Origin of the sequence: Dyadobacter sp. BHUBP1 (genome assembly GCF_050587785.1) — a bacterium.
Taxonomy (GTDB): Bacteria; Bacteroidota; Bacteroidia; order Cytophagales; family Spirosomataceae; genus Dyadobacter.
Window position 1 is genome coordinate 1,241,153 of record NZ_JBOBIH010000001.1, and the last position, 15,607, is coordinate 1,256,759.

12 protein-coding genes are annotated in these 15,607 nt (G+C 51.5%); 5 read left to right on the forward strand and 7 right to left on the reverse strand.

Annotation, left to right across the window (positions count from 1 at the left end; genetic code table 11):
* Positions 1 to 2: 2 nt before the first annotated feature.
* Positions 3 to 1,067 (forward strand): NADPH dehydrogenase NamA, encoded by a 1,065-nt coding sequence (gene namA, locus ACQ4MZ_RS05140; RefSeq protein WP_430843508.1) that lies wholly within the window; start codon positions 3 to 5, stop codon positions 1,065 to 1,067.
* Between the two features lie 40 nt (positions 1,068 to 1,107).
* On the opposite strand, the gene ACQ4MZ_RS05145 is transcribed toward namA, so the two are convergent.
* Positions 1,108 to 1,344: a hypothetical protein gene (locus tag ACQ4MZ_RS05145; RefSeq protein WP_430843509.1), complete on the reverse strand. Its 237-nt coding sequence runs from the start codon at positions 1,342 to 1,344 to the stop codon at positions 1,108 to 1,110.
* Positions 1,345 to 1,497: 153 nt separating this feature from the next.
* Between ACQ4MZ_RS05145 and rpiA the strand changes: the two genes are divergently transcribed.
* Positions 1,498 to 2,178, forward strand: coding sequence for a ribose-5-phosphate isomerase RpiA (gene rpiA / locus ACQ4MZ_RS05150; protein ID WP_430843510.1), 681 nt, complete (start codon positions 1,498 to 1,500; stop codon positions 2,176 to 2,178).
* A gap of 111 nt (positions 2,179 to 2,289) precedes the next feature.
* Here the strand turns inward: rpiA and ACQ4MZ_RS05155 are convergent, their stop codons facing one another.
* The 6 genes from ACQ4MZ_RS05155 to ACQ4MZ_RS05180 form a co-directional block, all read right to left on the reverse strand.
* On the reverse strand, positions 2,290 to 3,711 hold the full coding sequence (locus ACQ4MZ_RS05155) for an efflux transporter outer membrane subunit (RefSeq protein ID WP_430843511.1): 1,422 nt from the start codon (positions 3,709 to 3,711) through the stop codon (positions 2,290 to 2,292).
* A 57-nt stretch (positions 3,712 to 3,768) separates the two neighbouring features.
* The gene (locus ACQ4MZ_RS05160; protein WP_430843512.1) at positions 3,769 to 6,924 is read right to left on the reverse strand and encodes an efflux RND transporter permease subunit; all 3,156 of its coding nucleotides are present in this window, start codon (positions 6,922 to 6,924) and stop codon (positions 3,769 to 3,771) included.
* Between the two features lie 136 nt (positions 6,925 to 7,060).
* A complete protein-coding gene (locus ACQ4MZ_RS05165; RefSeq protein ID WP_430843513.1) occupies positions 7,061 to 8,242 on the reverse strand; it encodes an efflux RND transporter periplasmic adaptor subunit in 1,182 nt (393 codons plus the stop codon).
* Positions 8,243 to 8,333: 91 nt separating this feature from the next.
* Positions 8,334 to 8,933, reverse strand: coding sequence for a TetR/AcrR family transcriptional regulator (locus tag ACQ4MZ_RS05170; RefSeq protein ID WP_430843514.1), 600 nt, complete (start codon positions 8,931 to 8,933; stop codon positions 8,334 to 8,336).
* 149 nt (positions 8,934 to 9,082) lie between these two features.
* A complete protein-coding gene (locus ACQ4MZ_RS05175) occupies positions 9,083 to 10,705 on the reverse strand; it encodes a L,D-transpeptidase family protein (RefSeq protein ID WP_430843515.1) in 1,623 nt (540 codons plus the stop codon).
* A gap of 293 nt (positions 10,706 to 10,998) precedes the next feature.
* On the reverse strand, positions 10,999 to 11,547 hold the full coding sequence (locus ACQ4MZ_RS05180; RefSeq protein ID WP_430843516.1) for a DUF4136 domain-containing protein: 549 nt from the start codon (positions 11,545 to 11,547) through the stop codon (positions 10,999 to 11,001).
* 553 nt (positions 11,548 to 12,100) lie between these two features.
* Here ACQ4MZ_RS05180 and ACQ4MZ_RS05185 point away from each other — a divergent pair.
* The 3 genes from ACQ4MZ_RS05185 (at position 12,101) to ACQ4MZ_RS05195 (ending at position 15,606) form a co-directional block, all read left to right on the forward strand.
* Complete coding sequence (locus tag ACQ4MZ_RS05185) at positions 12,101 to 13,414, forward strand: Gfo/Idh/MocA family protein (RefSeq protein ID WP_430843517.1); 1,314 nt, start codon at positions 12,101 to 12,103, stop codon at positions 13,412 to 13,414.
* A 14-nt stretch (positions 13,415 to 13,428) separates the two neighbouring features.
* A complete protein-coding gene (locus tag ACQ4MZ_RS05190) occupies positions 13,429 to 14,550 on the forward strand; it encodes a YncE family protein (protein ID WP_430843518.1) in 1,122 nt (373 codons plus the stop codon).
* 138 nt (positions 14,551 to 14,688) lie between these two features.
* Positions 14,689 to 15,606 carry a cation diffusion facilitator family transporter gene (locus ACQ4MZ_RS05195; protein ID WP_430843519.1) on the forward strand — a complete coding sequence of 306 codons (918 nt, stop codon included), beginning with the start codon at positions 14,689 to 14,691 and terminating at the stop codon, positions 15,604 to 15,606.
* The last annotated feature ends 1 nt before the right edge of the window (position 15,607 follow it).

The following is a 15,607-nucleotide window of genomic DNA, read 5'->3' on the forward strand; positions in this document are numbered from 1 at the left end:
ACATGTCAAAGCTATTTTCACCTGTTACTATTAAAAGTGTCCAGTTCAAAAACCGGATCGTAGTTTCGCCCATGTGCCAGTATTCGTCCGTCGATGGTTTTGCCAGCGACTGGCACCTTGTCCATCTCGGCAGTCGTGCTGTGGGTGGAGCGGGGCTGATCATCACCGAAGCTACCGGCGTATCGCCCGAGGGCCGGATTTCGTCCGAAGATCTGGGTATCTGGAAGGACGAGCATATTGAAAAACTCTCACAAATCACCGCATTTATCAGTGCTCAGGGATGTGTACCGGGCGTACAGCTCGCCCACGCGGGCAGGAAGGCGAGTACGGCGGTTCCGTGGAAAGGGCGTGCCGAAGTGCCTCAAAGCCAGGGTGGATGGCAAACGGTAGCGCCATCGGCTATTCCTTTTTCGGATACTTATCCCAAACCCGTCGCCCTGGATCTGATTGGTATTGATAAAGTGGTTGCGGACTTCACCGCCGCTGCCAAACGCGCATTGCAGGCAGGTTTCAAAGTGATCGAAATCCACGCCGCGCATGGTTACCTGGTGCATCAGTTCCTGTCGCCGCTCAGCAATCACCGCACCGACGAATATGGCGGAAGTTTCGAAAACCGCATTCGTCTCCTGCTCCGCATTATCGACAGCATCCAAACCGTATGGCCGGCTGACTTGCCGCTATTTACCCGCATTTCCGCCACCGACTGGGCCGAAGGCGGCTGGAATGCCGATGAATCGGTACAACTCGCCTATATTCTTAAAGAGAAAGGCATCGACCTGATCGACGTATCGACAGGTGGTTTGGCGGCGCACCAGCAAATTCCCGTAGGCCCGGCCTATCAATTACCATTCGCCACTCGCATCAAACGTGAGACCGGCATTCTGACGGGCACAGTGGGGATGATTACCAATTCTATTCAAGCAGAAACTATCCTGGTCAATGGCGATGCGGATATGGTTATCATGGCACGGGAGATTTTGCGGAATCCTTACTTTCCGCTGGAAGCTGCGCGAGATTTAAAGGATACCGTTGCGTGGCCGGTGCAATATGAGCGGGCTAAGTGGTGAAAGGTACCTTTGCCGCATCGATCACTTTCCGGCCACTGCCTTACGCGTAAGCGAGCTTGCCCAGGACGGACGAATTATCGATGATGGGCGTCATCCGAAGGTCGGTGGCAATTTCAATGTAAGAGATTACACGAATATCTTCGTAGCCTGGATGAAATTCATGAAAATCGTTGATCAGCGTATCTTCGGAGAAGCGAATTTTTGCTTCGAAATTGTACGAATTGGTTAAAATTACCCCATCTTTTTTCGCCGATATGGTGAGCATATATTTGGGCATAAGGCTGTTGTTATATGTGATTTATCTAAAAAATGTGTCCGTAAGCTGGTAAAGGGACTCCCTTTGCCAGCTTTTATGCAAAAACCTTGCCCTATAATTGGGTTTCCCTATCAGAAAAATAGATTTTCTTTGCCGTTAAGGTAGACGACACATATGAAAGACCTCAAACACGAAAAAACATTAGCCGCCAGAGAAGCGGTTAAATACCTTTCCAATGGCCAGATTGTAGGCCTCGGCTCCGGGAGCTCGGCCTATATTGCCATTGCCGAAATTGGCGAACTGGTGAAGAATGGATTGAATATTAAAGGCGTACCTACCTCGGAAAAAACCCGCGAGTTGGCCGAGTCATTGAATATTCCTCTGCTTAAAATTGAAGATGTAGATTCAATAGACATTACCATCGACGGTGCCGACGAATTCACCACCGATTTGCAGCTGATTAAAGGCGGCGGGAGCTTCCTGCTGAAAGAAAAGGTGGTCGCTTCGCTCTCGAAGCAGGAGGTCATTATCACGGATTCAACCAAAAAGGTGGAGCTCCTGGGCAAGTTTACAGTGCCGATCGAGGTGATCCCTTATGCGCAAAACTATGTTTTAGCACAGATCAGGAAGCTGAATGGCTCGGGGAAAATACGCTTGGTGGATGGCAAGCCGTTGATCACCGAGCAAGGTAATGTGTTGATCGACGGCGATTTTGGATTAATTCAGGATCCGGCATCGCTGGCTGACCAACTGACCCGAATTGTCGGAGTAGTGGAGCACGGGTTGTTTATTAATATCGCAACGACAGTGATTATGGGCGTGGATGAAACTACCGAGATATTCACGAAGTCCTGAACCGCACTTAATTGAAAATACAAAAGCCGTCGGATCGAGTCCAACGGCTTTTTGTGCTTAACTACACTTAACAAAGACGCTAACCATAGTGTATGTAGGTCTGATTGGAATCTATTTCCAGCCGCCGCCGAGGCTGCGATAGAGGTCGACGCGCGCTACGAGCGACTGGCTGCGGATGAATGCGAGGTTGAGTTCCGCCTGCAATGCATTGCCTTGCGCGGTAATCACTTCCAGATAGTTGGCCATATCACTCTGGTACAGCAATTGCGCATTTGAAATGGCTTGTGTCAGGATGTTGACCTGGTTGCTGGCGATGGCTTCCTGTTCTTTCAGTTTCTGTGTTTGAACGAGCGAGTTTGAAACTTCTCCTACCGCATTCAACACCGATTGACGAAATTCCATTACCGATTGTTCACGCTCGATTTTAGCTACTTCCAGGTTGGTTTTCAGCTGGCGTCTCGCGAAGATCGGGCGGGCAATGGTACCGGCCGCGATGCCGAACAATGAGCCTGGAATATTGAACCAGTTGCTCGATTTGAACGATTCAATCCCTCCGCTCGCCGAGATAATAAGCGACGGGTACATGCTCGCCTGCGCCACGCCCAGCTGCGCATTCGCGACAAGTACCGACATTTCGGCCGCCCGTACATCGGGACGGCGGCTTACCAAGGCAGCCGGTACACCGGTAGCCAGGCTGTCGTTCGCTTTGAAATCCGCCAGTTTCACTTTACGCTCGATCGCGTTCGGCATTTGGCCGGTCAGGACCTGCAATGCGTTTTCCTGAATGGCAATATCCTGTTCGAGCTGTGGAATGAGCAATGCAATGGCCTCGCGCTGCGCTTCCGCCTGTTGCACCGAGAGCGAAGTGACTTCGCCGGCGTCTTTGAGCAGGGTTGTCAGTTTCAGCGTATTGTTGCTTAGTTCGAGGTTGTGTTTCGCTACTTCGAGCTGTTTGTCCAGCATCAGCAGATTGAAAAAGCCTCTGGCAATATCGGCTACCAGGCGCGTTTGTACGGCTTTGGTGGCTTCATAGGTTTGCAGGTATTGGCCCATGGTCGCCTGCTGCTGGCGGCGGATCTTGCCCCAGATATCGGCTTCCCACGACAGATCCACGGCTGTGATATAGTTCTCGATGTGTTTAGCTCCCAGGAAACTGCTTGCGCTGATCCCGTTCAAGCTATTGCTCGAAGGACGGTTGTACGTGCCTGCAATGCGCAGGTCAAGGCGCGGGAGTTGCAGCATTTTGGCCTGTTTTACTTGCTGCTGTGCAATATCGATGCGTTTCAGGGCAATTTGCAGGTCATAATTGTAGGCAATGCCGCGCTCGATGAGCCGTTGCAGCGTGGTATCGGGGAAGAATTCCTTCCAGCCCATGTCCGCAATGGTGGCGGTGTCGCCGTAAGGCACACTGCGGTACCCGGTGGGCAGTGCCAGTTCCGGGCGCTGGTAGTCCTTGCTCACCTTGCAAGAGGCGAGCAAAGTTACCAGCAGGATCAGAACGGGTATTTGCGTTAATCTGAATGTATTTTTCATGATGTTAATCTTAAATAAAATAGTCATCGCAATTCGGTGCCGAAGCAGGCGCCACTATCAGGCTTCTGCTTCAACGAGCTCCGGCTTAGCGGGCTTTTTGACGACTTTTTCCTGCAAATACTGGAAGATCACGTACAGTACCGGGATCACAAATACCCCGAAGATTACCCCCGTGAGCATTCCACCTACCGCCCCGGTACCGATCGAACGGTTTCCGAGCGCTGAACCACCGGTGGCGCGCATCAGCGGCAACAGACCGACGATGAATGCGAATGAGGTCATCAGGATCGGGCGCAGGCGCAGGCGTGAAGCTTCCAATGCCGATTCGACAATGCTCATCCCCGCCTCGCGCCGCTGAACGGCATACTCGATGATCAGGATCGCGTTTTTCGCGAGGAGCCCCACAAGCATGATCAAGCCCACCTGCACGTAGATATTGTTTTCAATACCCATCCAGTTAATGAACACCATCGACCCGAACACACCCAGCGGGATCGTCAGGATCACGGCCAGCGGCAGGATGTAGCTTTCATATTGAGCGGCCAGCAGGAAGTATACGAACACCAAACTCAATACGAAGATCAGGATGATCTGCGAGCCCGAGTTGATTTCTTCACGTGTCATACCGGTCCATTCGGTTTTGTAATTGTTCGGAAGGACCTTCTCCGCAGTTTCCTGCACGGCGCGGATGGCATCACCAGTACTGTAACCCGGCTTTGGCGTTCCGTTGATCATTACCGCATTGTACAGGTTGTTGCGGGTCACGGTTTCAGGTCCGAACACACGTTTCAAGGTCACCAGCTGGTTGGCCGGTACCATTTCGCCTTCGGTGTTTTTTACATAAATACCATCGAGCGAAGCCGGGTTCTGACGGTACAGCGGATCGGCCTGCGCCATCACGCGGTAGTATTTACCGAACCGGTTGAAATCCGACACGAAACTGGAACCGTAATAGATTTGCAGCGTTTGCAGCAATTCGTTTACGGGTACATTCAGCTGCTTCGCCTTCGCATTGTCGATTTCAAGCTGGAATTGCGGGTTACCCGTCGCGAATGTGGTGAATGCATAGGCGATTTCAGGCCGTTGCATCAATGCGCCGATGAATGCATTGGTAGTGGTGCTGAGTTTTTCCAAAGAGCCGTTTCCACGGTCTTGCAACATAAACTCGAAGCCACTGACGTTACCGAAACCATCCACGGTAGGGAAGGTGAAGAAGAACGCATTCGCGTCGTTCACCGAACGTACCTGCTGCGACATCATGCCCACGATCTGGTTGAAATCCTGCACCTCCCCGCGTTGTTCTTTCGGTTTCATGCGGATGAATCCTACCCCGTAAGGCGATGCGTTGGAGTTCGAAATGATGTTCATCCCCTCTACAATATAGCGCTGGTCGGCGATAGGCGACTTTTTCACAATGCTGTCTACCTGCGCCATCGCCCTCGACGTACGATCGAGCGAGCTGCCCGGAGGCGTGTTGAGCGCGTACAGGAGGAAGCCCTGGTCTTCGGTCGGGATGAAGCCGGTAGGCGTCGTCTTGGTCAGCCAGAAGGTCGTCCCCGAGATCACGATCAGCCCGATGATGGTTACCCATTTCTGGCGGATCAGGAATTGAAGGCTTTTTACATAACGGCCGGTCATCGACTCGAAACCCGCATTGAAAGCGGCGAAGAAGCGCGCGCCAAAACCTTTCCGTTTGCCGTCATGACCTTCTTCGGCATGCGGGTTTTTCAGGAAAAGTGCGGTCAGCGCGGGACTGAGCGTCAACGCATTAAGAGCGGAAATCAAAATGGCTATGGCTAATGTAAATGCAAACTGCCGGTAGAATACCCCCGCGGGACCTTGCATAAATCCGACCGGTACGAATACCGCCGCCATCACAAGGGTGATCGAAATGATCGCGCCGGAGATCTCATTCATGGACTCAATCGTCGCGCTCTTGGCTCCGAGGCGCGTTCGTTCCATCTTCGAGTGCACCGCCTCGACGACCACAATGGCGTCGTCGACCACAATACCGATCGCGAGTACCAATGCAAAGAGCGTGAGGAAGTTGATCGTGAAGCCGAAAAGCTGCATGAAGAAGAACGTACCGATGATCGCCACCGGAACCGCAATGGCCGGGATCAATGTAGAACGGAAATCCTGCAAGAAGATGAACACGACGATAAACACGAGGATGAATGCCTCGAAAAGCGTCGAACGCACCTGGTTGATCGACTCGTCGAGGAAGTCCTTCGAGTTGTACATAATGGTCGTTTTCAGCCCTTTGGGTAGTGTTTTGGAAAAGTCCTCGACCAGTTTCTCGGCCTGGATCAGAATGTCGTTCGCATTTGTACCGGCAGTCTGGAACACAGCCACACCGGACGACGCATTGCCATTCAGTTTACCATTGGAAGAATAAGTATAAGAACCGAATTCAACCCGTGCTACGTCTTTGAGGCGGATTACAGAGCCATCACTATTGGCTTTGATGATAATGTCCTCGTATTCCTTGTTCTGCGTGAGTTTTCCTTTGTATTTCAAAACATACTCAAAAACCTCCTTGCTTGCTTCACCCAAACGACCCGGGGCGGCTTCAAGGCTTTGCTCGCGAATGGCCCCTGTTACTTCCTGAGGTGAAAGTCCATAGGCTGCAAGGCGGTCGGGTTTGAGCCAGATGCGCATCGAATAATCACGTGTACCGAATGGTTGTGCCTGACCGACCCCCGGTATACGTTGCAGCTGGGGTACCAGGTTAATTTTAATGTAGTTCAAAAGGAACGTCTCGTCGTAAGTGCTGTCCTCGCTCGAAAGCGCCACGAACATGATGATCGAGTTCTGTTGCTTTTGCGTAGAGATACCGGCTTGTACAACTTCCTGCGGAATCTGGCTTACGGCTTTGGAAACGCGGTTTTGCACGTTCACCGCAGCGATATCCGGGTCGGTACCCTGTTTAAAATACACGTTCAGGGCCATGGTACCGTCGTTGTTGGACGAGGAGGTCATGTATGTCATGTTCTCCACTCCGTTCACGGCTTCTTCGATGGGTGTTGCCACTGCGCGGGCAACTACTTCGGCGTTCGCTCCCGGATATACGGCGGTCACCTGGACCGTCGGCGGCGCGATGTCGGGGAATTTCGTAATCGGCAGCGTAGTGAGCGATATAATCCCCAGGAGCAATATCAGGATGGATATTACCGTCGAAAGGACGGGCCTTTCTATAAATTTCTGAAACATATTATTAGAGTTTGTCCCCGTTCACGGGGCTCATGATCGAGTGTTTTGGCAAAGCGGGAGCTGTCCATCGCATTGGGTAATGCGATGGTGCTCTGCTCGTTGGTGTGGAATTTGCGAACCTTTTACACCCGGCTGGTCAGATCGGATTGGCGTGCAGCAGACTGTCCATAGACATTTTCTGCGGAGCAATGGCCATTCCGTCGCGCAACCTGTCAAGTCCTGAGTATACGATCTTCTCTCCGGGTTTCAGGCCTTTGGAAATCAGATAGTAACGTCCGCTGCGATCGGCAACGGTCACAGGGCGGCCTTCCACCTTGTTGCTGTCGAGCACGGTGTATACCAACACCTTGTCCTGCAACTCGAAGGTAGCTTCCTGCGGGATCAGTACCGATTTCGCGAGCTGGCGCGGGATGCGGATCTTACCCGTGTTACCCGAGCGCAGTAATCCGTTTCCGTTCGGGAACGTCGCGCGGAAGTTGATAGCGCCCATCGTTTTATCAAATTGCCCTTCAACAACTTGTACCTTTCCTTTTTGAGGATAAATGCTGTTATCGGCCAGGACGAGTTCCACCGGCGGGATGTTCTTGATCTTCTGCTCAATGGTATTCCCTTCAAATTCCTGCTTGAAATCCAGGAAATCGAGCTCGCTCATCGAAAAGTACACGTGAATGTCTTTCGTTTCCGAGAGGACGGTCAGTGCTTCTACGGTATTCTTACCCACTAGGCTACCCGTTTTGAAAGGGATAATGCCGATATAACCATCGGCCGGGGCCGTTACCGAAGTGTATCCGAGGTTGATCTTCGCTGCGTCTACGGCTGCCTGCGCTTGCGCTACATTGGCTTTCGCCGCGTCGTAAGCCGCTTTCGCGGTTTTCAACTGAACGTCGGAAACCACTTTGTTGGCAACGAGCGGCGTCAGTTTCTCAACGTTGATCGATGCGCTTTCCAATGCGGCCTTCGCCGATTGCAGACTGGCTTTTGCGGTGTTGAGTTGCTCGGTGTACGGGCGGGCGTCGATATGGAACAGAACCTGTCCCTTGCGTACGTATGCGCCTTCGTCTACGGAGATGCGGTCGAGGTAACCATCCACCTGCGGGCGGATTTCGATATCGCGGCTGCCCTGGATGGATGCGGTGAATTCACGGTGTGCGGTCACTTGGTGATCGCTAACGGTGATAACCGGCAGTGCCTGAGCGGGCGGTGCTGAAGCGGGTGCGTTGGCGGTAGAGGAACCACAGCTATATAGGACTGCGGAGCCCGCGGCTAGTAGCAGGAATGCGGCTAGCCCTTTTGCTTTTTTTAGTTGAACGGTTTTCATGGATGTGGACTTTTTGCGGTGATAATCAGTTGTTTGTGAATAGGTAGTGAAGTTATTAATACTAACGGTGTTAACCAAAAATGAAAAAAAATTACAGGTTCTTAATGAAAGCGTTTACAGAATCGTCCATTACTTTTTTGTTCATTTGAGAGTCGTCGATATCCGAGCAGCGCATCATTACGATCGAAATCAGGCCGTGGAGTACTGACCAGAACGCATGAATTTTAAAGCAAGTTTCCTCATCGGAAGATTTTTTATCTTTAACGATTCCCTCAATGGCCTCGCCGATGTGATCACGGAAGCTATTGAACTCCGGCTTCGCTTTGCCCGGGCTTGAACAGGGCATTCCCAAACCGTACATGAGCTGATAGTATTCGGGATTTTTGAAAGCAAAGTTCCAGTAAGTTTCGGCGTGGGCCCTCAGCCGTTCTTCCGGATCCGGATATTTGCGCTTGTCTTTTTCCAGTAATCTATCGAGTAACCGGAAACCGTCCATAGAAAGTTCAAAGAGGATCGCTTCTTTATTTTCGAAGTGATCGTAGATCACCGGTACACTGTACTCGATGGCATCAGCTATTTTCCTGATTGACAGGGACTGCCAGCCTTCTTCTTTGACCAATTGCATAGCTACCGCCAGGATATTGGTCCGCATATTTTCTTTTTGCCGAATTTTTCGCTCGAGGATTCCCATGGTAATTCAAGATTTACCTAACGATGTTAGCAAAGGTAAGGCGGCTTTTTCAGAATATCAACCATCACCCGCTTACCTGCAGGTAACCTCTGCTTCCGGAAATTTCAAAGACTAAAACCGTGCCCGGAGCGCCTTTCCCGGGCAATGTGTCAGCGAGCTACAACTTGGGCGAGAGGCGTTTCCGTGTGGCCGAACAGCCTTTCCTCCATCTTGCGGTCATGACCGTATACATCCTTGCGGAATTGTAAATTACCATGCTGATCTACCCAGGAGGTGAAATAGCCTATGAAAACGGGGACCTCATTTTTGCCGCGGAGCCGCACATATTTCTCCTTTCCGGCATGCATGGCTGCGGTGATTTTTTCGCTCGTCCAGGTGCTGTCGCGGCGCAGGAGCCACTCCGCCAATTTTTTAGGTTCAGCCAGGCGGATGCACCCGTGGCTGAAAGCCCGCTGGCTTTCCTTGAATAAACTTTTGCTCGGGGTATCGTGGAAATAAATGCTGTAACTGTTCGGAAAGAGGAATTTTACAAGTCCCAGCGAATTGGATTTGCCCGGTTTCTGCCGCACCGAGCCGCCGTTCCATTCCATATTATGCCGCGCCAGGTAGTTCGGGTTTTTCTTGATTCCCGGTAAAACTTCCTTTTTCAAAATGCTCGTTGGAACGTTCCAGTAAGGGCTGAAAACGATCTGATTTAATGTGCCTGAAAAAATGACAGTGTTATTGGCCTCGGAACCCACTACTATCACCATGTCGAATGACAATTTGCCATCTTCATAAGCGTGCAAAGTGAATTCTGGGATGTTTACGAGAATGTAATCGGTAGGTGGAGCGGCCGGCATCCAGCGAATGCGTTCCATGTTGATCAGCATCTGGCGGATGCGACTCGCTATGGGAACATTCAGCTCTTTGAAAAATGCAGGGCCGGTAACACCCGTCTGTTTTTGACCTACGCGCTGCTGAAAATGCCTAACGGCGTTAGCCAGTGTGGAGTCGAAGGTCGGGGTGCTGTCCGGCTCCGGAAGATCGCCGAGCAAATGCAGGCGGCTTTTCAGTGCTACGAGTAGCGTATCGCGGTCACCCTCGCGGAATTTTCGGGCGCTTGCGACCGTATCCGGTTCACCATTTTTTGTCAGTGCATAATATTCTAATACTTTCTGTTTCAATAAATTGTAATGCCTGTTGACAGGCTCGTATGCCGCGACGTTCTGCCCCTTATTCTTCAAAAGTGAATCCAGGAAGACCTCCGGGTTCAGCTTCCGGCGGGGAATAAACCAGTTGAGTTCCTGCGTATTGATTTTGTGGTCGCCGGAATAGGCGAGATCGGTATAGCGGAAAAACTGTTCCGTCAGAGCAAGCTCCGCATCGACGACCAGCGCATTATCCGGGCTGATCTTTTTCAGGTGCGAAAGCGAGTCGATGGTCTTGTCGAGCGTCGGATTATAGAGTGTGCTATCTCCCGAGTAATGGATATAGTCGTTCCGCAGGCTCTGGAAAATCGGCACAAATTCGGCCATGCCGTCAGGGAAAAACCAGGCATATTGGTAATTCCGGTGGTTATAAAAGCTTCGCAGCTTGGCATTCAGGCTATCACCGAGCGAGTGGGCGGTGATGTAGGAAGCGAGGGCCGTCGTGTCGATAAAGAGCTCGGTGAAAGAGTTTTCGACCGTAATAGTGGTATCGCGTACGGCAATCTCGGTTTTCTTTCCGGATGTTTGGCGGCAGGCGGCCCCGGCCACGGCCAAAGCAAGGAACAATGCGATTTTCTTCATAAACATAACAAGGTCGCGGATTGCACCAATATAGTGCCTTTGCCGTTAGAAATCCCATTCGTGCCGCAGGATTATAAAATTTCACGACCTCGTTCCTTACTTAGTAGCTTCGGTCGAGAGATTTGGTTTTTTGTTGTTGATTTCTACCCGGACGCCAAGGTGCTGATACTTGACTCCGGGTTTTTTTATGCCCTCGGAAACTTGGCGGTACATTGTGTGAGGAAGTAACCGCCGACATCAGGCCCCCGGAACACCTATCTGGTGTCCGGGCCTGAATTGACCTGGGGATCGTGCTATTGGAGCTTGCCCAGGAGATCGTTAATCGCCGCTGTAAGGCCGGCTTCGGCTTTGGCAGTATTCTCGGGCAGAATGCCCTTCACGCCGCTCCGCCACACGAGCTTGTCGTTTTTAGTGTCGATGATGTCGAGGATCAGCGTGCCCTCCTGGTACTTTCCTACCTCGATTTCCTCGCTCTTCCAGGAGTAGCGCCGCTGCCCCATGTATTTTGGTAAACCGTCCGTCCGGAAATCGGTGGTGCGGGTCTGCGTTTTTTCCTGCAATTGTACCGACAGGTTTACCATTAGTTCCGGACTCTGGCTTTTGACCAAACCTTTTTGAGCCAAATTGGCCGTGATCAGTTTCGTAGCCAGTCGCTTGCTTTCGGCGAAACGCGGAGCGAGGGTATCGGCGCCCTCCGGGAAGGTATATTGAAGATCGAAAGTATGGTAATTCCGGACCGAAAAGCCGGTTTCTTTCGAAGTTTTCAGATGTTTGTAACCTGTGCTGCAAGCGGTAAAGAAGACTGACATCGCCAGGACCGCCCATATGATGTTCTTTTTCATGATCCAAATGTTTTAACGTAATTGACTCGATCGCGGCCGGGGGGTGACTCGCTGGACGCACCGTCCGGCCGAAGTGTTTCGTATTAGAATGATGCAAAATTAGTTTCTCCGGTTGGAAGCAGGTTAGCCCGGAAAGACAGTGGAATGTCCCGAAGGACATATCGTATAGCGGGGATTAGATTTTTATTATAATCACATCACCCCCGTACACAAGCACCGGATTCGCATTTACTTTGCCGTCATATTCTGAAACACCAATTCAACGAACTCATGACGCTCCTCAGTTTTGCACTTCGGATCAAGGAAGTCAGGGATTTACAAAATTCCTACGCTGCCACGCGCGATATTGACGTTCTCGCTCGCCTGAAAGATATGGAGAGAGAGCTGGACAGATTGATTCACAGTATTGTAACAACTCCACGCAACCCCTTCTGATGTCTTTGGCCGGTGGCGTGAACACATAACGCTTGACGTCGCCGGCGTTCCTTTCTCAAATGATGGGTAATATCTGTCAACAGGTCACTTTTATCAAGCAACCAACCTGAACCGACCTATGATCCATTCACGACGTAGTTTTCTTGGTACCGCTTCTGCCCTGGCCACAGGAGCTGGCTTATCGGCTATTGTACCTTCATCCGTTTCCGCATTTGCACCGGTCTCGCCTGCCGACAAGATCCGCATTGGCGCCATTGGCATCAACGGAATGGGCTGGGCCGACCTGAACGCCATCCTTAAAAATCCGGGTACGGAATGCGTGGCGCTTTGTGATGTAGACAAAAATGTGCTCGACAAGCGTGCCGCGGAACTGGCCAAGGGTGGTGCAAAAGTCAAAACTTATAATGACTACCGGCAGTTGCTGGCTGATAAAGACGTCGATGCGGTGGTCATAGGCACACCCGACCACTGGCATTGCCTTATGATGGTAGAAGCCTGCCAGGCTGGAAAGGATATTTATGTGGAAAAGCCGATCGGTAACTCCATTGCTGAATGCCGGGCGATGGTGGCTGCACAGCAGCGTTATAATCGCGTGGTGCAGGTAGGGCAGTGGCAACGAAGTCAGAAACACTTCCGCGATGCCATTGATTTTGTGCATTCCGGCAAGCTGGGGAAAGTCAGGCTCGTGAAAGTATGGGGATACTTCGCCTGGGTAAACCCGATCAGCAAACTGCCGGACGGCAACCCGCCTGCGGGTGTCGACTATAAAAGCTGGCTTGGACCAGCGCAGAACCGGCCATTTAATCCCAACCGTTTTCACTTCAATTTCAGGTGGTTCTGGGATTATGCGGGTGGGTTAATGACAGACTGGGGCGTGCATTTGCTCGATTATGCGCTGCTGGGGATGAAATCTGCCACTCCCAACAGTATTATGGCCGCCGGAGGCAAATTTGCCAATCAGGATTCCGGCGCTGAGACGCCCGATACTCTCACGACCGTATTCGAATTCGACGAGTTTAACATCCAGTGGGAGCACGCTATGGGTATCGACGGCGGCCCGTACGCGCGCGGGCACGGCATCGCATTTATCGGGAACAACGGAACGCTCGTTTTGAACCGTGACGGTTGGGAAGTGATTCCCGAAGGCAAGCGCATGGAAGCCGTTGCATTTCAGAAATCGGTGGACAATGGCCTAGACCTGCACGCCCAGAACTTCATCGAAGTAATCAAATCCAGAAAAATGACCGATCTGAATGCGCCTATCCAAGTGGGTTCGGACATCGCTGTATTCTCGCAAATGGGTAACATCGCTTACCGTACAGGCAAGAAGATTTATTGGGATAAGGAAAAAGGGAAGTTTACGGATGATGAAGCCAATAAGTTGATAGCCAAGGAATACCACAATGGCTACAAGATGCCTTCTGTCTCCTAAATTTTACTGTTAATATGAAAAGGATCCCTTTCTGGCTGATTTTCCTCCAAATAGCTTTCACACACGTGGGTATTGCCCAGCAGACGCGCAAGGCGGGCACGCCTGCGGGCGCGAAACGGTACCTGTATGTAGCGACGCCCGGTATCAGGGACTACCTGGGCTACGGCGGGCACGGGTTACTGGTTTTTGATATGGACAACAACCACCAGTTCGTAAAACGGATTGCTACCCGCGGGCTGCACCCAAACGGAAAGCCTTCCAATGTAAAAGGTGTTGCGGTGAGCCTTCCGCTGAACAGCATTTTCGTAAGCACGATCGAAGGATTGCAGCGCATTGATCTTACGACGGAAAAGGTGGTTTGGGAAAAGGCATTTGAAGGCGGTTGTGACCGGATGGCTATCTCGCCGGATGGCCGCACCATGTATCTGCCGTCACTGGAAAAAGGGTTCTGGAATGTGGTTAATTGTGAGACAGGCGACATCCTCAAAAAGATCAACGTGCATAAAAGGGCGCATAATACGATTTACGGCGCTTCGGGAAATGCGGTGTACATGGGCGATATCGCAAGTCCGTGGCTGCACATAGCCAATCCGAAAACGCATGAACTCACCCGGAAGGTAGGGCCGTTCGCGAATTATGTACGGCCATTCACCATTACCGCCGATGAATCGCGGGCTTACATTACGGTCGATAGTCTGCTCGGCTTTGAAGTAGGCGATATTCAAAAAGGGACTAAAATTGCACATATCGAAGTGGAAGGATGGGAGCGCGGCCCGGTGCGGCGGCATGGTAACCCTAGCCACGGAATCGGCCTCACGCCCGATGAAACGGAAATCTGGCTTTGCGATGGGCACAATATGCGGATGCACGTTTTCAGTGCAAAGCCGCCCTACCAGCAGCTCACTACGATCCCTGTGCAAGACATGCCCGGTTGGGTTACATTCAGTATGGACGGCCGCTATGCTTACCCGTCGAGCGGAGAGGTGATCGATGTGAAAACCCGCCAAATCATCGGTACATTGAAGGACGAGTTTCATAACAATGTGGCCAGTGAGAAGATGGTGGAGATCCAGTTTACGGGGAGCAAGCCGGTACGCGCAGGCGACCAGTTCGGCGTCGGTCGTGCAGGTAAATGACAGGAAGCATGACAGCACGATAACGACACTACCGCGATTTTACAAAATGGTAATACCTTCTACGGAACTTGCTTTCCTTTAAAGGTATTTCTAACTTATTCAGGGTGATCGCGCGGTATCCTGCGTTTGCCCGGCTTTATGAATGAGAGACAAAAACGGCTCAGGGAGCGGCGGCTGATCAAGCTTTCGATCATTACCGGTTCGGCATTTACGATCTGGGCCATCATCGTCGGTATAGCCGGTGATTCCAAATCCATTATTTTCGACGCCCTTTTTTCGATGGTCGGGATCAGCTTGTCGGGCGTATCGCTGCTGGTGAACAACTTCGTCCGCAAGCCCGACGATGATGACCTGCCTTTCGGTCGCGCGCAATTCGAGCCTTTTTCAATGACGCTGCAATCGGCAGTGATCATTTTCCTCTGTTTGTACTCACTCGCGACGTCGGTGATGGACATTATTGGCGGCGGAAAGCTCGTCGAGCTCGACATAGCCTTGCCTTATCTGATAGCCTCCATTATCGGCTGTTTTTTACTCTGGTTGTATTTCAGGCAAAAAGCGCTGCAAATCCGCTCGGAATATGTGCGCATTGAGGCCACCGAGTGGCAGCTCGACGCCCTGCTGAGTACGGGTGTACTCGTCGTGCTGTCGTTGGGATACTTTCTGCGGGATACGTCCGTGGCTTTCCTGATTCCCTACCTCGATCCGGGAATGGTGATCATTATTTCTATTCTTTTCCTGCGCATACCCGTCCGGACATTCTGGAAAAACATCCGCGAACTGCTCCAATTCGCGCCCGACGACGAGGTGGAAGAGAAAATTCACCAGGAGGCCGAAGCCATCTCGAAGCATTACGGCTTTGTTGACGAATATGTGCGCGTTGCCAAAACAGGGAGCAGTTATACGATTGAAATCGATTTTTTACTCCCCGAAGAGCTCGCACATACGCAGGTGAAGGAACTCGACGGGATCCGGCAGGAGCTTTACGAGCGCATCCGGGGAGATTATAAAATGTGGCTTACCATTTCATTTACCACCGAACGTAAATGGATGATTTGAG